A 15,604-nucleotide genomic window follows, 5' to 3' on the forward strand; every position below is an offset into this window, starting at 1 on the left:
ATGTACGTGGTGCAGCAGCCCCTATTTGCATCTGCCTCCGTTCCGGTTTCCAACGTAAATACGAGATACTCATTGCAGCCGATACCGGCGATGCAGCCTAAAGTGAAAACTGCAGGGGAGGAAGCATTCGAATGGAAAAAGGAACTGGTCCCGGGTTCGAACCGGGACTCCCCGCACTCTGGTGGGCTGCCGCCCCGTTGGCGGATGCCGCGGCGCACGCGGAGGTTGTGCTAAGGCCAACCGAGCTCACCCGCGCCGCCGGGTACCTTCCCGGGCACCCGCGCGACGACTTTGTGGCAGGACGGGTCCTGGCCAGGGTATTGGCGGCGGAACTGTTGAATCGTGCCACGCCCCTGACTCGCGACTTACGTCCAGACGAACTCGAGCTGACCCAGTTTTGTGCCCGGTGCGCGTCGGTGGCCCACGGGACCCCGAGGCTCCGGGCGCCGAAGAACGACCTGTTCTTCTCCCTGTCGTATGCGCGAACCGCAGGCTGGCTGCTGCTGGGACTGGCCCCCGCAAACCGGCGGATCGGCGTGGACCTGGCCGACCTGGACGATCCGGTGTTTGCGTCGACGGATGGCGACAGCCTGTTTGAGGACTATGCCTACGCGCCGGGGGAACGCAAGGAACTGGACTTGCTGCCCGAGGCCCAGCGGCAATTCCGCCGGGCCCAGTGGTGGGCCTTGAAGGAAGCCGTTGCGAAGGCCGCCGGCGAGGGGATCGCCGGCGAGGGGGGAATCCCCGTGGTCGTTGGACCGAACCGCCACCTGTTGTTGCGCAGCCCCGGGACCCGTGCCATGGATCTGGAACCGGGAACCCCGGACACACTGGGCAACGTGCTGCCGGACAACTTGGTGGGCAGCATCGTCTGGTCACCTTGACCGAACGACCTGATTAAATGCGTGGTGGAGCCGGCCAGATCAGGCCGGCGCCACCACGCTCCTTCGGTTCAACGGCGGATCAGCCCTTGACCGAGCCGCTCATCAGGCCGCCGACAAAGTACTTGCCGAGCAGGATGTAGACGATCAGCGTCGGGACCGAGGCGATCAGCGCGCCGGCCATCGACGCGGCGTAGTCGGTGAGCTGGCCGCCGGCCAGGAAGCTCAGCGCGATGGTCACCGGCCCGTTGCGGCCCGAGGAGAAGAACGAGGCAAACAGGTAGTCGTTCCAGGCGGAGGTGAATTGCCAGATCAGCACGACCACGAAGCCCGGGGCGGAGAGCGGGAAGATCACCGAGGCATAGGTGCGCAGGATGCCCGCCCCGTCCATGCGGGCCGCCTCGATCAACTCGCTGGGGACCGATTCGTAGTAGTTCCTGAAGATCAGCGTGCAGATCGGCAGGCCGTAGACGATGTGCAGCACCAACAGCGACGGGATGCCCTGCGGCACCCCCAGGTCGCTCATCAACTGGGTCAGCGGGATCATGACCGCCTGGTAGGGGATGAACATGCCAAAGAGGATCAGCGTGAACACGACGTTGGCGCCGGGGAAGCGCCATTTGGAAAGCACGTAGCCGTTGATGGAACCCAGCATGGCGGAAATGAGCGCCGCGGGGATCACCAGCAAGAAGGTGCGCCCCAGCGCCGGGGCCAGCGTGGTCCAGGCCTTGGCCCAGCCGGCGGTTTCCCAGCTTTGCGGCAGGAGCCAGGCGCGCGACGGGTCGGCGTCGGAGGGGCCCTTGAAGCTGGTGATGAACAGGACGTAGGCGGGGATCAGGATGACGATCACGAAGAACAGCAGCAGGGCGTACTTCAGGGTCCGGTTGATCCGGCGCCTGCCCTTGTTCGGGGCGCCGGCAGGTGATTCGGCGGTGCCGTCCGGGATGGCGCGGTCAAGGATCGAGGTGGCCATTTAGCGCTTCTCCGCTCGCGAGGTGTACATGAGGTAGGGGATCACCACGAGGGCGACGAGCACCAACAGGATCATGCCGATCGCCGCGGCGTCCGCGTAGTCGCTGCCGATGTATTTGACCCACATCATGGTTGCCGGGACCTGCACGTCGTACGTGTTGGCATCCGGGACGATCGCGCGGATCAGGTCGAAGAGCTTCAGCGACATGTGGCCGATGATGATGACGGCCGACAGCATGACGGGGTTCAGCTGCGGGAAGATCACGTGGCGGTACAGCTTCCATTCGCTGCAGCCGTCGATGCGTGCCGCCTCACGCAGTTCCTCGGGGATGCCGCGGAAGCCGGCCAGGAACAGGGCCATGACGTAGCCGGAAAGCTGCCAGACGGCGGGAACCCCGATCGCGGCAATGCCCCAGGTGGGGTTGGACCACCAGTCGTTTTGCGCGAAGCCCAGGCCCACCGAGTCCAGCAGGCGGTTCAGCCCGGTGGTGCGCTCGCCGCCGGACTGGTCAGTCTGCAGGCTGGAGAGCAGCCAACGCCAGACGACGCCGGAAGCGATGAACGAGACCGCCATCGGGAAGAGATACACGGCGCGGAAGAAGCCCTCGCCCTTGGCCGGCTTGTCCAGGATCCACGCCCAGAGGAAGCCGAAGAACAGGGTGCCGGCGAGGAACACGACGGTGAGGATCAGCAGGTTCCACAGCGAGTGCTGGAAATTCGGGTCGGCCATCAGGTTGGTGTAGTTCTCGAAGCCAACGTACTTGTTGCTGGGCTTGGCCGTGTGCTGGTTGGTCAGGCTGACTCGGAAGTTCTCGAACATGAGCCAGTAGACGAATACGCCGACCAGGATGATGGTGGGGGCCAGGAGCAACAGCCCCGGACCCCAGTGTTTTACACGCCTGAACATGGTTTCCTCCCGGAAGAAGTTGGCGCCACAAATATGTGGGGGCGGATGCGTACCGTCCTGGCTACGACCGCCCCCAAACGCAAGGTGGGTGAATTACTGGGCGAACTTGGCCGCGGTTGCCGCAGCCGATTCCTGCAGGGTTGCCACGTTGCCGTCGCCACCGAACTTGCTGACCGCGGTGCTCAATTCATTGAGCCAGGCCACAGGAACCGCGGCACCGTGGGCGAGCGAGGAAACGATCTTGTCCTGGGAGAAGTCCTTGATGGCACTCTTCTGGTACTCGGAGAAGTCGTCGGTCTTGGCCGTGATGTTGGCCGGGATGGAACCCTTGGCCTTGTTGAAGGCGCTTTGGCCCTCGGCAGAACCAACGGTCGTCAGCCAGGCCTTGGCGCCATCCGGGTTCGGGGCACCGACCGGCAGGGTGAAGGAGTCGGCAAGGAAGTTGAAGACACCCTGGGTTCCCGGCATCGGGAAGTAGGAGTAGTCGACTCCTGCCTTCTTGCCGTCCTGCGCGAACTTGGCCTCGGCCCAGTCGCCCATGAGGTTGTAGGCCGCGGCACCGTCCTCGACCAGCTGCGTGGCCGGAGCCCAGTCGCTGAGAGAGTCTCGGTCCGAGTTGGTGTAGCTCAGGGCCTTCTTGTAGGCCTCGATGGCCTTGGTGACGTCGGCGCCCTTCCAGTCCGTCTTGCCGTCCCAGAGTCCGTTGTAGCCATCGACGCCCAGGCTGGAAAGCAGCACGTTTTCAAAGAGCTGGACCTGGGTCCATGAACCTGCAACGGCCAACGGGGTCTTGCCCGCCGCCTTGATCTTGTCCATGTCGGCGAACCAGGCATCGAGGTTCTCGGCCGGCTTCGCCGGATCCAGGCCAGCCTTCTTCAGGACGTCGACGTTCGCCCACACGACGTTGGAACGGTGGATGTTTGAGGGAACCGAGTAGATCTTGCCGTCGACGGTGAGGCGATCCACTAGGTCCTTGGGGAACTGTTCGGTCAGCTTGTTGTCGGCGTAGAAGCTGCTCAGGTCCTCGAGCTGCTCGGCGTCGATGTAGTCCTGCAACTCGGCTCCGGCGTGTGCCTGGAACGAATCCGGCGGGTTGCCGGCCTTGAGCTGGGCGGCAAGCACGCTCTTGGCCTGGGAGCCGGCGCCGCCGGCCACGGCGAGGTTGTCGAAGGTAAGTTTCGGGAAGTCCGTGTTGAAGACGCCGACAAGCGCATCAAGGCCGACCTTCTCGGAGCCGTCGGCCCACCACGTGAACACGCCGACGTTGCCGGTGGCTTCGCTTGGCGGAGCGGCCGATTCGGCGGGCGTGTCCGCGGCACCGCCACAGCCGGCTAGGGCCAACCCCAATGCTGCGGCCGCTGCAACCAGCGTAAGACGACGACGCATATCTACCTCCACGAGTGTTTGAAAATGTGTGATTCTGTCGAGTTGTGTGTTTGCAACCTTGTCAATGGTTACCTGCGTCACACATTGCCGTCAACTACTTAACGCAAATTGTTATCAATGCTCGTGGCGCCTAGTCAGGCTACGGAAGTGCCGCGCTCTGCCGAAGCACCAGGGCCGCGGCGCCGAGGGCCTCGGCGCGGTCACCCAGCATGGACATGCACAGCGTGGTGTTTTCCCCGATGACGGGAATGGCGTGCCGTTGGAGGCCCCGGCGGATCGGGGCGAGCAGTGCTTCGCCCAACGGGGCCAGCGGCCCGCCAAGGACGATGACCTCCGGGTTGATCAGGTTTGCGACGTTCGCCAGGGCGTGGCCCACCGCCACTCCCACGTCGTCGATGACCCTCAGGGTCGCCGAGTCCCCGGCCTCGGCCCGTTCGATGATGTTTTCGATGCTAACGGGAGCGTTTTCGGTGCGGCTGAGCAATTCGACCATGATGCCGGTAGATGCCACGGTTTCCAGGCAGCCGCGATTGCCGCAGCGGCAGATAAGGCCCTGGTCGAAGATGGTCGAGTGCCCAATTTCGCCGGTGACTCCGAGGTTTCCATAGTGCAGGGAGCTGTTGAGGATCAGGCCCGAGCCGATACCGCCTCCGATCTTAAGGAAGCAGAGGTTGGCGCATTCCTGGTGTTCGCCCCAGGTAATCTGGGCAAGGGCGCCCAGGTTTGAGTCGTTGTCGATGAATACCGGCAGGTCAAGTGCCCGGCGCAGGAGTGCGTCGATGTCGAGGTCCACCCATTCGGGCAGGATCGCGCCGCGGATCACCATGTTGGTGCGGTGGTCGATTGGCCCAGGGATGCCGATGCCCGCCCCGATGAGTTGGCTCCGACTGGTGTTGGTGCGCTCGCAGAGGGCTTCAAGCATCCGGGCGGCGACGTCGATGCTGGCCTCCACGTGGTGGCCGACTTCCAGTGCCGTGAATTCCTCGTCGAGCAGCCGGAACCCCGACTTGGCCAGGACGACCCTGACGTGGCTGCGGCCAAAATCGATGCCCACCGCCACATCGGCCTCGTCGAGGACCGTGACGCCCAGCGCGCGGCGGCCCGAACTGGTGGTCGGCGTTGTTGTTACGCGCCCGGTGGACACCATGGACTTGACGATGTTGGAGATCGTTGCGGTCGAGAGGCCGGTGGAGCGCGCCAAGGCCGCCTGCGTGAGTGTTCCGTGGGTCCGCAGCGTTGCGAGAATGCGCTGTTCGTTGAGCCCGCGAAGGGCCGCCTGCGACCCTGGGTTCTGGATTCCGGCTCTGGCCTGTTGATCTGCGCTCATGCATAGAAGCGTGTGCGATCAACGTTCTTGCCGTCAAGAACTTAACGCAAATTTGTTATTTGAATGATGTTCTTGAACGCAAAGTGGACACTCGAAGGTGGGAATTTGTTTGTAGTACCAGCAGGCCGTGGCCAGGCCCCCAGCACCTGCTCGGCGACCGGCCTCCTCGACCCTCGGATCGCTGGGGCCGTCCGCCGCGCGGGGTGGCCCGTGGTTGGGAGGCGTCAGGGAACCAGGATCACCTTTCCGGTGGTTGCCCGGGATTCGAGGGCGGTGTGCGCCGCTCCGGCCTCGGAGAGCGGGAAGCTGGCGCCGATCCGGACGTGAAGCTTGCCCTGCGCAACCAGGTCGAAAAGCTCTGCCGAACGCCAGCGCCGTTCCTCCGGATCTAGCAGGAAATCGGCAAGCTTCGGCCGGGTGACGGTCAGTGACCCGTGTGCGTTCAGCCGTTGCAGGTCGAAGGGTGGCACCTGGCCCGATGCTCCGCCGAAGAGGACGAGCGTGCCGCGGGTCTTCAATGACTTGAGGGAGTTTTCGAAGGTGTCCTTGCCGATGCCGTCGTAAACGACCTCGACCCCGCGGCCCTGCGTGATTTCGCGAACGCGGTCGGGAACCTCCTCGTAGGCCAGTACGTGGTCGGCCCCGGCGGCCCGCGCCAGCGCCGCCTTTTCCTCCGTCGAGGTGGTGGTGATGACGGTGGCGCCGCGAAGCTTGAGCAGCTGGATCAGCAGAAGACCCACCCCGCCGGCCCCGGCGTACGTCAGCACGGTGTCGCCGGGCTTGACGCTGTAGCTGTCGTTGATCAGGTAGTGTGCGGTCATGCCCTGCAGCGGCAGTGCGCCCGCTTCCTCGAGGGAAACGCCGTCCGCAATCGGAAGCGCCTTGTCCGCATCGAGGAGTGTGTAGTCGGCATAGGTTGCCGATCCCTCGGCCGTGGCCACCTTGTCTCCGGGGGCGAAGCCGCTGACGCCGGGGCCGACTGCCTCGACGGTTCCGGCGCATTCCGATCCCGGGGTGAACGGGTACCGGACCCTGTAGACGCCCGAACGCTGGTAGGTCTCGATGAAGTTAACTCCGGCGGCCGCGACCTTCACGAGCAGTTGGCCGGTGCCCGGGACGGGCCGCTCGGTCGAAACATACTCAAAAACTTCGGGTCCGCCGGCCTTGGGGGCGATAATTGCGTGGGGACTCATGGGGGACTCCTTAGATGACGAGGTGACTCATGGCCACCCTATAGGTTTTGCGCAAACGGCCATCAAGACTTGAAGCGGGATGACGCTCGGCGGAAGCTCAATGAATATTTATTAGCCATCATGTATAAATGCGTAGTAGGGTTTCATCATGACGATTTCAGTAGCTGTATCAGGAGCCAGCGGGTATGCGGGTGGCGAAGTCCTGCGCCTGCTTTCCAACCACCCCGACGTGACAATCGGTGCGATCACCGCGCACTCCAACGCCGGACAGCGACTGGGGGAGCTCGCGCCGCACCTCCATACCCTTGCGAACCGGGTGCTGGTTGAAACCACCGTTGAGCAGCTCAGCGGGCACGACGTGGTTTTCCTGGCGCTGCCGCACGGAGCAAGCGCGGAAATTGCCGCGCAGCTGCCGGCCGACACCCTGGTCATCGATGCCGGGGCCGACCACCGGCTGGAATCGTCCGAGGCCTGGGAGAAATTCTACGGCTCGACGCACGCCGGGACCTGGCCCTACGGCCTTCCCGAACTTCCGGGGGCCCGCGAAAAGCTCGTCGGCGCCAAACGGATCGCGGTTCCGGGTTGCTACCCGACCTCCGTCCAGCTGGCATTGGTCCCGGGCTTCACGGCCAACCTGCTCGAACCCGACGACGTGGTGATCGTTTCGGCGACCGGCACCTCCGGTGCCGGAAAGACGGCCAAGGTCAATCTCATTGGTTCCGAGATCATGGGATCGATGAACCCCTACGGTGTCGGCGGCGGGCACCGCCACACCCCAGAAATGGAACAGGGACTCTCGAAGGCCGCGGGTGTTCCGGTTACGGTCTCTTTCACCCCGATGCTCGCACCGATGCCGCGCGGCATCCTCACCACGGCCACCGCCAAGGTGAAGCCGGGGGTCGACGAGGCCACGCTGCGCGCCGCCTGGGAAAACGCCTACCGGGACGAGCCGTTTGTACACGTCCTTCCCGAGGGCCAGTGGCCCGCGACCTCGTCGGTCCTGGGATCGAACCACGCCCAAATCCAGCTTGCCTTCGACGCCCACGCCAACCGCGTGATCGTCTCGGCGGTCATCGACAACCTCACCAAGGGCACCGCCGGCGGTGCCGTCCAATCCATGAACATCGCACTTGGCCTGAACGAAACCGCAGGACTGGGTCTTGAAGGAGTAGCACCGTGAGCAACGCACCCCTGGGAATCACCGCACCGGCGGGCTTCAACGCCTCCGGTATCACCGCCGGCCTGAAGGCCTCTGGCAACCCGGACCTGGCCGTGGTGCGGAACCTCGGCCCGAAGTTCAACGCTGCGGCAGTCTTTACCTCAAACCGCGTGGCGGCGGCACCCGTTCACTGGTCCCGCCAGGCGATCAGCGACGGCCGCGCCGACGCGGTGGTGCTGAACTCCGGCGGCGCCAACGCCTGCACCGGCCCCGAGGGCTTCGCCAATACCCACGCCACGGCCGAACACGCCGCCAAGGTGCTGGGCGTTTCCAGCGGCGACGTGCTGGTGTGCTCCACCGGCCTGATCGGCGAACAGCTCCCGATGGACAAGATCCTTCCCGGCGTCGACGCCGCCGTCGCGGCCCTGGGCACGGGCAACGAGTTCGACGGGGGAGCGGCCGCCGCCACCGCCATCATGACCACCGACACCGTCAGCAAGCAGGTAGGCTTCGCCGGCAACGGGTACACCATCGGCGGCATGGCCAAGGGCGCGGGCATGCTCGCTCCGGGACTCGCGACGATGCTGGTGGTCATCACCACCGACGCCGCGCTGGAATCCGCACAGCTGGATGCCGCATTGCGCGAGGCAACGCGGGTCAGCTTCGACCGCGCCGACTCCGACGGCTGCATGTCCACCAACGACACCGTCATCATCATGGCCTCCGGCGCCAGCGGCACCACCCCGGATATCGCCGAGTTCTCCGCGGGGCTGACCGGGATCTGCGTGGACCTCGCCAAGCAGCTCATCGGCGACGCCGAGGGCGCAGCCCACGACATCACCATCCGCACCTTCAATGCGGCCACCGAGGACGACGCCGTCGAGGTATCGCGCACCGTCTCGCGTTCGAACCTCTTCAAGACCGCCATCTTCGGCCAGGACCCCAACTGGGGACGCGTGCTCTCCGCCGTCGGCACCACCAAGGCCGCCTTCGAGGCCGACGAATTGAACGTGTCGATCAACGGCGTGCAGGTCTGCCGCAACGGCGGCGTGGGCGATGACCGCAACCTCGTCGACCTCACCGGCCGCCAGGTGCTTGTCGAGATCGACCTGAACGCGGGGACCGCGGAGGCCAGCCTGTGGACCAACGACCTGACCCACGACTACGTCCACGAGAACTCGGCCTACAGCAGCTAGCCAGCACCCGGTCGATGCGGCAGCCCGCCACGGGCGTCCGCGTCCCCCGGCCCCTTTGTTTCAGTGAGGAACACCTTTATGCCCGACACCCAGCGCACCCAGATGGATGCCGCACAGCGCAAGGCGGAGGCCCTGATCGAGGCCCTGCCGTGGATCCAGCGTTTCGCGGGAACCACCATGGTCATCAAGTACGGCGGCAACGCCATGATCAACGAGGACCTGCGCCGCGCCTTCGCCGAGGACATCGTCTTCCTGCGCCACGTGGGCATCAATCCCGTGGTGGTGCACGGCGGCGGACCGCAGATCAGCTCGATGCTCAACCGGCTCGGGATCGAATCCGAGTTCAAGGGCGGGCTGCGGGTGACCACCCCGGAAACCATGGACGTGGTCCGCATGGTGCTCACCGGGCAGGTGCAGCGCGAGCTCATCGGCCTGATCAACTCGCACGGCCCCTACGCCGTGGGCCTCTCCGGTGAGGACGGCGCCCTGTTGCGCGCCATACGCACCGGGACCTACATCGACGGGCAGCACGTGGACCTGGGCCTGGTCGGCGAGGTGACGGGCGTGAAGCCCGACCAGATCCTCGACCTGCTGGCCGCCGGCAAGATCCCCGTGGTCTCCACGGTGGCCCCGGAGGTCGACGACCACGACGAGCCCACCGGACAGGTGCTCAACGTCAACGCCGACACCGCCGCTGCGGCCCTGGCCAGTGCGCTCAGCGCCTCCAAGCTGGTCATCCTCACCGACGTCGAGGGCCTCTACGCCGCCTGGCCGGACAAGTCCTCGCTGATCACCTCGCTGGACACCGAGGAGCTGCGTGCGCTGCTCCCGAGCCTGGAATCGGGAATGATCCCGAAGATGGCAGCCTGCCTCAAGGCCGTGGACGAGGGCGTGGAACGCGCCCACATCGTCGACGGCCGCCAACCGCATTCCATGCTGCTGGAGGTCTTCACCTCCGCCGGCGTGGGAACCCAAGTCATCCCCAAGGACGCAGCATGAACGAGATCATGGCAGAAGAAATCGGTGAACTGAACACCCTGGCCGGCAGCGAGCTGCTGGCCCGCTACAACAAGTCGCTTCTGGGTGTCTTCGGCACCCCGCAGCAGGTGCTGGTCCGCGGCGCGGGCTGCCTCGTCTGGGACGCCGACGGCAAGGAGTACCTGGACCTGCTCGCCGGGATCGCGGTGAACGCGCTGGGCCACGCCCACCCGCTGGTGACCTCCGTGATTTCCTCGCAGCTGGCCACCCTGGGGCACATCTCCAACTTCTTCACCAGCCCCACGCAGATCGCGCTGGCCGAAAAGCTGCTGGAACTGGGCAAAGCCCCGGCCGGGTCCAAGGTCTTCTTCAGCAACTCGGGCACCGAGGCCAACGAGGCAGCCTTCAAGCTGGCGCGCCGCAATGCGGGCAGCGCCGAGGCTCCGCGGACCAAGATCGTTGCCCTGGAGCAGGGATTCCACGGCCGGACCATGGGCGCCCTCGCGCTGACCTGGAAGGCCGCCTACCGCGAGCCCTTCGAACCGCTTCCCGGCGGCGTCGAGTGGGTCCCGGCCGGCGACATCGAGGCGCTGCGCGCGGCCGTCGACGAGAACACCGCGGCCGTCTTCATCGAACCCATCCAGGGCGAGGCCGGCGTCATCGAACTCGGCGCCGGATACCTGAAGGCGGCACGTGAGATCACCGCCGAGGCCGGAGCGCTGCTGGTCTTCGACGAGGTGCAGACGGGAATCGGGCGCACCGGCTCCTGGTTCGCCTCGGCCGGCGTGCTCCCCGATGCGATGACCCTGGCCAAGGGCCTGGGCGGCGGATTCCCGATCGGCGCCATGATCGTCTTCGGCGAGGAAAACACCGCACTGCTCACCCCGGGGCAGCACGGGACGACGTTCGGCGGCAACCCCGTGGCCACGGCCGCGGCCCTGGCCACCCTGCACGTCATCGAGGCCCAGAACCTCTTGGCACACGTCAACACGGTCGGCGAGGCTGTACGTGGCAAGCTCGCTGCCCTGGATTTCGTCACCGAGGTCCGCGGCCGCGGGCTGCTCATCGGCCTTGACCTCGCGGAGGAAGTCGCCCCGGGCGTGGTGAAGGCCGCGCTAGATGCCGGATTCATCATCAACGCCCCGGGTCCGCGCACCCTGCGCCTTGCCCCGCCCCTGATCGTCACCACCGAACAGCTCGACACCTTCGTTGCGGCCCTGCCGGCGCTCTACGCCGCGGCCGTTGCCAGTACCAAGGAGTAATACCCATGACCAACAACGTTCGCCACTTCCTGACCGACCTCGACCTGACCCAGGCCGAGCAGACCGAGGTCCTTGACCTGGCCGTGGCCATGAAAAAGGACAAGTACGGCTACAAGCCCTACGCCGGACCGCAGACCGTGGCCGTGTTCTTCGACAAGACTTCCACCCGCACCCGCGTGTCCTTCGCCGCCGGCATCGCCGAGCTCGGTGGGTCCCCGCTGATCATCAACTCCACCGAATCCCAGCTGGGCCACAAGGAGTCGATCTCCGATTCCGCCAAGGTGCTCGAGCGCATGGTCTCCACCATCGTGTGGCGCACCTACGCCCAGGCCGGGCTGGAGGAAATGGCCGAGAACTCCAACGTCCCGGTCATCAACGCGCTCTCCGACGACTACCACCCGTGCCAGCTGCTGGCCGACCTGCTGACCGTGCGCGAGCACAAGGGCACGCTGGCCGGGCTGTCCATGGCCTACCTGGGGGATTCGGCCAACAACATGGCCAACTCCTACCTGCTGGCCGGCGTCACCGCGGGCATGCACGTGCGCATCGCGGGCCCGGAGGGCTACCTGCCGGCCGCGGGGATCATCGCCGCCGCCGAGGCCCGTGCCGCGGAAACCGGCGGTTCGGTGCTCGTGACCACCGACGCCGCTGCGGCCCTTGCCGGCGCCGACGTCGTGGCCACCGACACCTGGGTCTCCATGGGCCAGGAAGACGAGAAGGCGCAGCGCATGGAGCTCTTCCGCGACTACGCGGTGGACGCTGCCGCCATGGTGCACGCCGCAGGCGACGCAATCGTCCTGCACTGCCTGCCGGCCTACCGTGGCTACGAGATTTCGGCCGACGTCATCGACGGGCCGCAGTCGGTCGTCTTTGACGAGGCGGAAAACCGCGTCCACGCACAGAAGGCGATCATGGCCTGGCTGATGGCCAAGTCCGACCTGGCCGACGTTGCAGGGGTGGCCGGGAACCGATGAACTCGAGCGCATCCTTCCAGCCCACCACCAAGATCGCCCGCCAGGCACGGGTGAGCTCCATCCTCTCGACGCGCACCGTCCGTTCCCAGGCCGAGCTGGTGGCCCTGCTCGCCGAGGAGGGCATGGCTGTCACCCAGGCAACCCTGTCCCGCGACCTGGTCGAGCTGGGTGCCGTGCGCGTCCGCGGCGTGGACGGCGGGCTGGTCTATGCCATGCGCCAGGAAGGCGGGGACCGCAGCCCGCGCGCGGGAGTCAGCCAAGAGGTCCATGACGCCAAGCTGGCCAAGCAATGCGCGGAACTCCTGATCACGGCCGAGGCCTCGGGAAACATCGTGGTCCTGCGGACCCCGCCGGGAGCCGCGAATTTCCTGGCGTTGTCGATAGACCACTCGACAATGCCGCAGATCCTGGGATGCATCGCGGGGGATGACACCGTCATGCTGGTGACCCGCGAGGTGGACGGCGGAGCCGAGGTCGCCGCGCGTTTCCTGGCACTCGCGGATCCGCAGTAGTCGGCTCCGGCCGGCCGGCCCGCCGCCGGTGTTTTCCGGAACCGGGCGGTTCCTCCGCCGGTTGATCGCGAACAAACCTTGAGAAGAGCCATCCCCCTGTGAAAACATCTTGTTGCACGGGGGGATGGCTCTTTGAGGGAGATTTCGTGGATGTAGGACTTCAGGATGGCATAGAGGCTTCAGTTGATATCGATGCCAGCGCCGGAGCCGTGTGGGAACTGATCAGGGAGCCGGGATGGTTCATCAACGGCGGTGAAATCGGGAAACACCAGATAGAAACCAAGGGTGCGTTCTCCGTCGTGCATGATGCAATCTACGGGCGGTTCGATTTCGAGGCGCTCACCCTGGATCCGCCCCGGTACGCGGCATTTCGCTCTCTGGGGGGAGACGAGTGGGACGACCCCGTGCCGAATACGCTCATTGAGTTCTGGGTGGAGCGGATCAACTCCGGAGGTGTGCGCCTGCGGGTCATGGAAAGCGGTTTCGCCGGGTTCGATGCGGAGGAACATGCCCGCGTGCTTTCCTCCAGGACCCTTGGCTGGAAGGTAGAGATGCAAGCCGCCAAGCGCCACCTGAGCGGAAAGTAGCCTGTCGGTCCGCGGGGCTTCCGCCGCAACGGATCCTTGCCGTGTTCGTCCGCGCCGCCCCTGACCGCCGGTGAAAGAGTGCAAGGCGTTGTTCCCCGCCAGCTGCGGGGAACAACGCCTTGCGTCGATCGGGCCCGGGACAGGTCAGTGGCCGTGGATCAATTCACTGTCCGTGCGCGGGGTATCGAATGCCTTGTGGAAGGCTGCCTCGACATCGGTGTTGTAGGCGACCAGGACAACGCGGTGGAGCGATGTCACGTGCCGGTAGGTATCGAACCAGTTCCTGATTGCTTCGGCGGCGATCAGTGCGACCTCTTCCGGATCCCAACCGTAGGCCCCCGCCCCGATGGCCGGGAACGCGATACTGGTGGCACCCCGACGGGATGCGACGTACAGGCTGTTGGTGAAGCAATTGGAAAGTACGCGGGTGCTCGTCTGTCCTACATGGCGATTGGGGCCAGGGGTGTGGATCACCCAACGCGCGGGGAGATTGCCGGCGCCGGTGGCCACCGCCAATCCGGAGGCAAGCCCGTCAGGATAGGTTGTTGCCCGGAGCTTGCGGCATTCGGCCAAGAGCTCGGGACCCGCTGCCGCATGAATTGCACCGTCAACGCCGCCGCCGCCGAAAAGGGACGTGTTTGCAGCATTGACGATCGCATCAACCTTCAGCTTGGTGATGTCCCCCTGCACGATGTCGATTTGCATTTCAGTGCTCCTGTCAGTGGTCTAGATGTCCTGATAAGCAACACCATACGCCCGCGATCAGCGCCCGGGGATAGATCCTCAGTCTTTTCACAGTTCATGACGACGGGGCCGCCCGGGACGGCCGTGTCCAGGGAACGCCACGGCGCCGGTTGCCGGCAATGCGGCTGTTCCCCGTGGGCGCGGGGCTTCCGGCCGGAGGCTCGGGTAGTGCCACGGGGATTGGTTCGACCCCCATGGATCGGTACCACGGCACCCGGACCAGGATGGTTAGGTACTGCGGTTGGTGTGTTCCGAGACGGTCGCGAATTGGCCCTCGGCAGGAAGCTCGTGGTGGATCTCCTCGTTCCAGTCCCTGTAGACGCTCGTCATGCGGGTGTAAGGGCCGTATGTAACGGTTTCCAGTCGCAGGGGCAGCGGGGAATTGTTGGTGCTGAGCCACAGGGTTGACTCGGGGGCGCTGAAGTGGTGGGCGGGGACGCCGTCCAGATCGTGGACGCCCTGGTATTTCATGTGCTTGTAGTCCACGGAACCTTCGATGAAATCGATGAGTTCATCGATTTTACCGGATACCAGGATCATGGATGCGACCTCGGATTCGGGCAGCCTCAGCCAGCGGTCTTCTCGCAGTGCGTTGAGGTAATCGACATGATCAGTGGGTTCAATCAGGTCACCATGCCATTTGTTGGCTTTGACGAAATAGGTAGAGGTCGATCCCTCCGCGAGCCATTGAACGCGGCCCTTGCCTTCTCGCATTTCGAAGGATTGCGAATGCATGAAGTCGTAGTCGCCGTCGACTTCGTAGCTGAAGGGCACTCCGTCCATGGTTCCCTCGGCGGACACCTTGACTTCGGCGGACATCTGGAGGGCATCCAGCGAATCCCGGAGAATCCTTCGACCCTTTGCATCCAGCTCTGCATCGGCGGAGGTGACCACGGGTGGTGCCGTGGGCGGCTTGGCGCCGGGGGATGGGAGGCGTGGTGCGTCATCGGCCCCGAAGTACGTGCAAGAGGCAAGGCAGAGCGCGGCCGCGCAGCCTAGGGCAAGTCGCGCCAGGGTGCGCAGCCGGCGTCTCATGCCCGGAGGTACTCTTCGATCACTGCCTTGAGCTCGGGCAACCCGAACATCTGGGTGACGGCCAGCGCGTTTTGCGCGCCCAGCTTGGGGTCCGCGCCGTTTTGCAGGAGGAAGCGGGTCAGCGGTTCGTTCTTGCGGAACACCGCACAGGTCAGGGCGCCTTGGCCCTTGTCGTTCAGGCGGTTGATGTCCGCGCCGCGCTCCAGTAGGCCGGCAACCGTTGCATCGTGTCCGTTGTAGGCGGCCAGGATCATCAGGGTGTCGCCCTTGGAGTCGGTCAGGTCCACGGGGATGCCCTGGTCGATGATGGCCATGAGCTTTTCGGCTGCGCCTTCGCGCGCCAAGTCGAAGATGGAATGCAGGAACGCAAGTTCTTCATCGGTCAATGCGCCGTCGGCGTTCGTTTCAGTCATGGGGAAATCGTACCGGTTTGCGCTGCCGGAATCCCTCGTGCACACACCATTGTGAATAGTTATGTAGACTTGTGCATA

Annotated in this window: 16 protein-coding genes; 8 read left to right on the top strand and 8 right to left on the bottom strand. The window is 65.1% G+C overall.

The window, feature by feature from the left end:
- Window positions 1-131 precede the first annotated feature (131 nt).
- On the top strand, window positions 132-884 hold the full coding sequence (locus JOF47_RS03790) for a 4'-phosphopantetheinyl transferase family protein (protein ID WP_209996062.1): 753 nt from the start codon (window positions 132-134) through the stop codon (window positions 882-884).
- Window positions 885-963: 79 nt separating this feature from the next.
- Here the strand turns inward: JOF47_RS03790 and JOF47_RS03795 are convergent, their stop codons facing one another.
- The 5 genes from JOF47_RS03795 to JOF47_RS03815 form a co-directional block, all read right to left on the bottom strand.
- Complete coding sequence (locus JOF47_RS03795) at window positions 964-1,854, bottom strand: carbohydrate ABC transporter permease (RefSeq protein WP_209996064.1); 891 nt, start codon at window positions 1,852-1,854, stop codon at window positions 964-966.
- Window positions 1,855-2,760, bottom strand: coding sequence for a carbohydrate ABC transporter permease (locus JOF47_RS03800; RefSeq protein ID WP_209996065.1), 906 nt, complete (start codon window positions 2,758-2,760; stop codon window positions 1,855-1,857).
- 93 nt (window positions 2,761-2,853) lie between these two features.
- The gene (locus JOF47_RS03805) at window positions 2,854-4,146 is read right to left on the bottom strand and encodes an ABC transporter substrate-binding protein (protein WP_209996066.1); all 1,293 of its coding nucleotides are present in this window, start codon (window positions 4,144-4,146) and stop codon (window positions 2,854-2,856) included.
- Between the two features lie 139 nt (window positions 4,147-4,285).
- Window positions 4,286-5,473, bottom strand: a complete 1,188-nt coding sequence (locus JOF47_RS03810; protein WP_209996067.1) for an ROK family transcriptional regulator — start codon at window positions 5,471-5,473, stop codon at window positions 4,286-4,288.
- 224 nt (window positions 5,474-5,697) lie between these two features.
- Entirely contained in the window at window positions 5,698-6,666 is a 969-nt protein-coding gene (locus JOF47_RS03815; protein ID WP_209996068.1) for a quinone oxidoreductase family protein, read from the bottom strand.
- A 148-nt stretch (window positions 6,667-6,814) separates the two neighbouring features.
- Here JOF47_RS03815 and argC point away from each other — a divergent pair, with 148 nt between their 5' ends.
- From argC to JOF47_RS03850, 7 genes are all read left to right on the top strand, one after another.
- Complete coding sequence (gene argC / locus JOF47_RS03820) at window positions 6,815-7,846, top strand: N-acetyl-gamma-glutamyl-phosphate reductase (RefSeq protein WP_209996069.1); 1,032 nt, start codon at window positions 6,815-6,817, stop codon at window positions 7,844-7,846.
- Window positions 7,847-7,857: 11 nt separating this feature from the next.
- A complete protein-coding gene (gene argJ, locus JOF47_RS03825; protein WP_210001379.1) occupies window positions 7,858-9,021 on the top strand; it encodes a bifunctional glutamate N-acetyltransferase/amino-acid acetyltransferase ArgJ in 1,164 nt (387 codons plus the stop codon).
- Window positions 9,022-9,099: 78 nt separating this feature from the next.
- A complete protein-coding gene (gene argB / locus JOF47_RS03830) occupies window positions 9,100-10,020 on the top strand; it encodes an acetylglutamate kinase (protein WP_209996070.1) in 921 nt (306 codons plus the stop codon).
- On the top strand, window positions 10,017-11,261 hold the full coding sequence (locus tag JOF47_RS03835; RefSeq protein ID WP_209996071.1) for an acetylornithine transaminase: 1,245 nt from the start codon (window positions 10,017-10,019) through the stop codon (window positions 11,259-11,261). The genes argB and JOF47_RS03835 overlap by 4 nt, the downstream gene beginning before the upstream one ends.
- Window positions 11,262-11,266: 5 nt before the next feature.
- Window positions 11,267-12,235, top strand: a complete 969-nt coding sequence (gene argF / locus JOF47_RS03840) for an ornithine carbamoyltransferase (protein WP_209996073.1) — start codon at window positions 11,267-11,269, stop codon at window positions 12,233-12,235.
- Window positions 12,232-12,747: an arginine repressor gene (locus tag JOF47_RS03845; RefSeq protein WP_209996075.1), complete on the top strand. Its 516-nt coding sequence runs from the start codon at window positions 12,232-12,234 to the stop codon at window positions 12,745-12,747. The genes argF and JOF47_RS03845 overlap by 4 nt, the downstream gene beginning before the upstream one ends.
- A 146-nt stretch (window positions 12,748-12,893) precedes the next feature.
- On the top strand, window positions 12,894-13,334 hold the full coding sequence (locus JOF47_RS03850; RefSeq protein WP_209996076.1) for an SRPBCC family protein: 441 nt from the start codon (window positions 12,894-12,896) through the stop codon (window positions 13,332-13,334).
- Between the two features lie 144 nt (window positions 13,335-13,478).
- Here JOF47_RS03850 and JOF47_RS03855 read toward each other — a convergent pair whose 3' ends face one another.
- From JOF47_RS03855 to JOF47_RS03865, 3 genes are all read right to left on the bottom strand, one after another.
- Complete coding sequence (locus JOF47_RS03855; protein WP_209996077.1) at window positions 13,479-14,039, bottom strand: O-acetyl-ADP-ribose deacetylase; 561 nt, start codon at window positions 14,037-14,039, stop codon at window positions 13,479-13,481.
- A 267-nt stretch (window positions 14,040-14,306) separates the two neighbouring features.
- Window positions 14,307-15,113, bottom strand: coding sequence for a LolA-like protein (locus JOF47_RS03860; RefSeq protein WP_209996078.1), 807 nt, complete (start codon window positions 15,111-15,113; stop codon window positions 14,307-14,309).
- Complete coding sequence (locus JOF47_RS03865; protein ID WP_209996079.1) at window positions 15,110-15,526, bottom strand: ankyrin repeat domain-containing protein; 417 nt, start codon at window positions 15,524-15,526, stop codon at window positions 15,110-15,112. The genes JOF47_RS03860 and JOF47_RS03865 overlap by 4 nt, the downstream gene beginning before the upstream one ends.
- Window positions 15,527-15,604 lie beyond the last annotated feature (78 nt).

The organism is Paeniglutamicibacter kerguelensis (assembly GCF_017876535.1).
Taxonomy (GTDB): domain Bacteria; phylum Actinomycetota; class Actinomycetes; order Actinomycetales; family Micrococcaceae; genus Paeniglutamicibacter; species Paeniglutamicibacter kerguelensis.

What these genes read in the sequence shown, in the direction of transcription:
- JOF47_RS03805 (WP_209996066.1), bottom strand. Translation starts at nt 4,146, where the DNA reads ATGCGTCGTCGTCTTACGCTGGTTGCAGCGGCCGCAGCATTGGGGTTG.
- JOF47_RS03860 (WP_209996078.1), bottom strand. Translation starts at nt 15,113, where the DNA reads ATGAGACGCCGGCTGCGCACCCTGGCGCGACTTGCCCTAGGCTGCGCG.
- argC (WP_209996069.1), top strand. Translation starts at nt 6,815, where the DNA reads ATGACGATTTCAGTAGCTGTATCAGGAGCCAGCGGGTATGCGGGTGGC.
- JOF47_RS03835 (WP_209996071.1), top strand. Translation starts at nt 10,017, where the DNA reads ATGAACGAGATCATGGCAGAAGAAATCGGTGAACTGAACACCCTGGCC.
- JOF47_RS03810 (WP_209996067.1), bottom strand. Translation starts at nt 5,473, where the DNA reads ATGAGCGCAGATCAACAGGCCAGAGCCGGAATCCAGAACCCAGGGTCG.
- argF (WP_209996073.1), top strand. Translation starts at nt 11,267, where the DNA reads ATGACCAACAACGTTCGCCACTTCCTGACCGACCTCGACCTGACCCAG.
- JOF47_RS03845 (WP_209996075.1), top strand. Translation starts at nt 12,232, where the DNA reads ATGAACTCGAGCGCATCCTTCCAGCCCACCACCAAGATCGCCCGCCAG.
- JOF47_RS03795 (WP_209996064.1), bottom strand. Translation starts at nt 1,854, where the DNA reads ATGGCCACCTCGATCCTTGACCGCGCCATCCCGGACGGCACCGCCGAA.
- JOF47_RS03815 (WP_209996068.1), bottom strand. Translation starts at nt 6,666, where the DNA reads ATGAGTCCCCACGCAATTATCGCCCCCAAGGCCGGCGGACCCGAAGTT.
- JOF47_RS03865 (WP_209996079.1), bottom strand. Translation starts at nt 15,526, where the DNA reads ATGACTGAAACGAACGCCGACGGCGCATTGACCGATGAAGAACTTGCG.
- JOF47_RS03800 (WP_209996065.1), bottom strand. Translation starts at nt 2,760, where the DNA reads ATGTTCAGGCGTGTAAAACACTGGGGTCCGGGGCTGTTGCTCCTGGCC.
- argB (WP_209996070.1), top strand. Translation starts at nt 9,100, where the DNA reads ATGCCCGACACCCAGCGCACCCAGATGGATGCCGCACAGCGCAAGGCG.
- JOF47_RS03855 (WP_209996077.1), bottom strand. Translation starts at nt 14,039, where the DNA reads ATGCAAATCGACATCGTGCAGGGGGACATCACCAAGCTGAAGGTTGAT.
- JOF47_RS03790 (WP_209996062.1), top strand. Translation starts at nt 132, where the DNA reads ATGGAAAAAGGAACTGGTCCCGGGTTCGAACCGGGACTCCCCGCACTC.